This is a genomic window from Pseudoalteromonas sp. GW168-MNA-CIBAN-0100 (genome assembly GCF_040309225.1).
GTDB classification, from domain to species: Bacteria; Pseudomonadota; Gammaproteobacteria; order Enterobacterales; family Alteromonadaceae; genus Pseudoalteromonas; species Pseudoalteromonas arctica.
Genome location: NZ_JBEOOL010000199.1, coordinates 1 through 382, shown reverse-complemented (window position 1 = coordinate 382; position 382 = coordinate 1). Strand labels below are relative to the sequence as shown.

The following is a 382-nucleotide window of genomic DNA, read 5'->3' as shown; positions in this document are numbered from 1 at the left end:
CAATATAGCGACTAAACTTTTATCCCTGCCGGCGGGTATTTGGTTTGCAACCACTCAAATAAAGGAAATTGAAATAGGTGGCTTAGAAACGATGGCATTCGCAAAAAATGTGTCTGTTATTGTTACAGTGTCAGTATTAGCGGTATTACTAATTTTTAATTTGTTCGGTCAATTTTCAACAATTAGTACTATGAGTAAGGAATATCGCGGTGTATTCAATGCATTAGCTAAAACTTACGAAGATGAGGCTCCGGAGATAGGAAAAGCCAAAAGCGATATTGAAAGCGCGCAGACCCAGGTTGAAATCAAATTATACATTGCTATATGCGCAACACTTTCTCTTGTTGGATTAACAATTTGGATGTTTTGTAAAGCTTATAAT

At 36.4% G+C, this 382-nt stretch carries 1 pseudogene; it reads left to right on the top strand.

Annotated features, from left to right (window positions below):
- A pseudogene (locus AAEY62_RS20720) lies at positions 1-382 on the top strand (hypothetical protein); the annotation flags it as partial.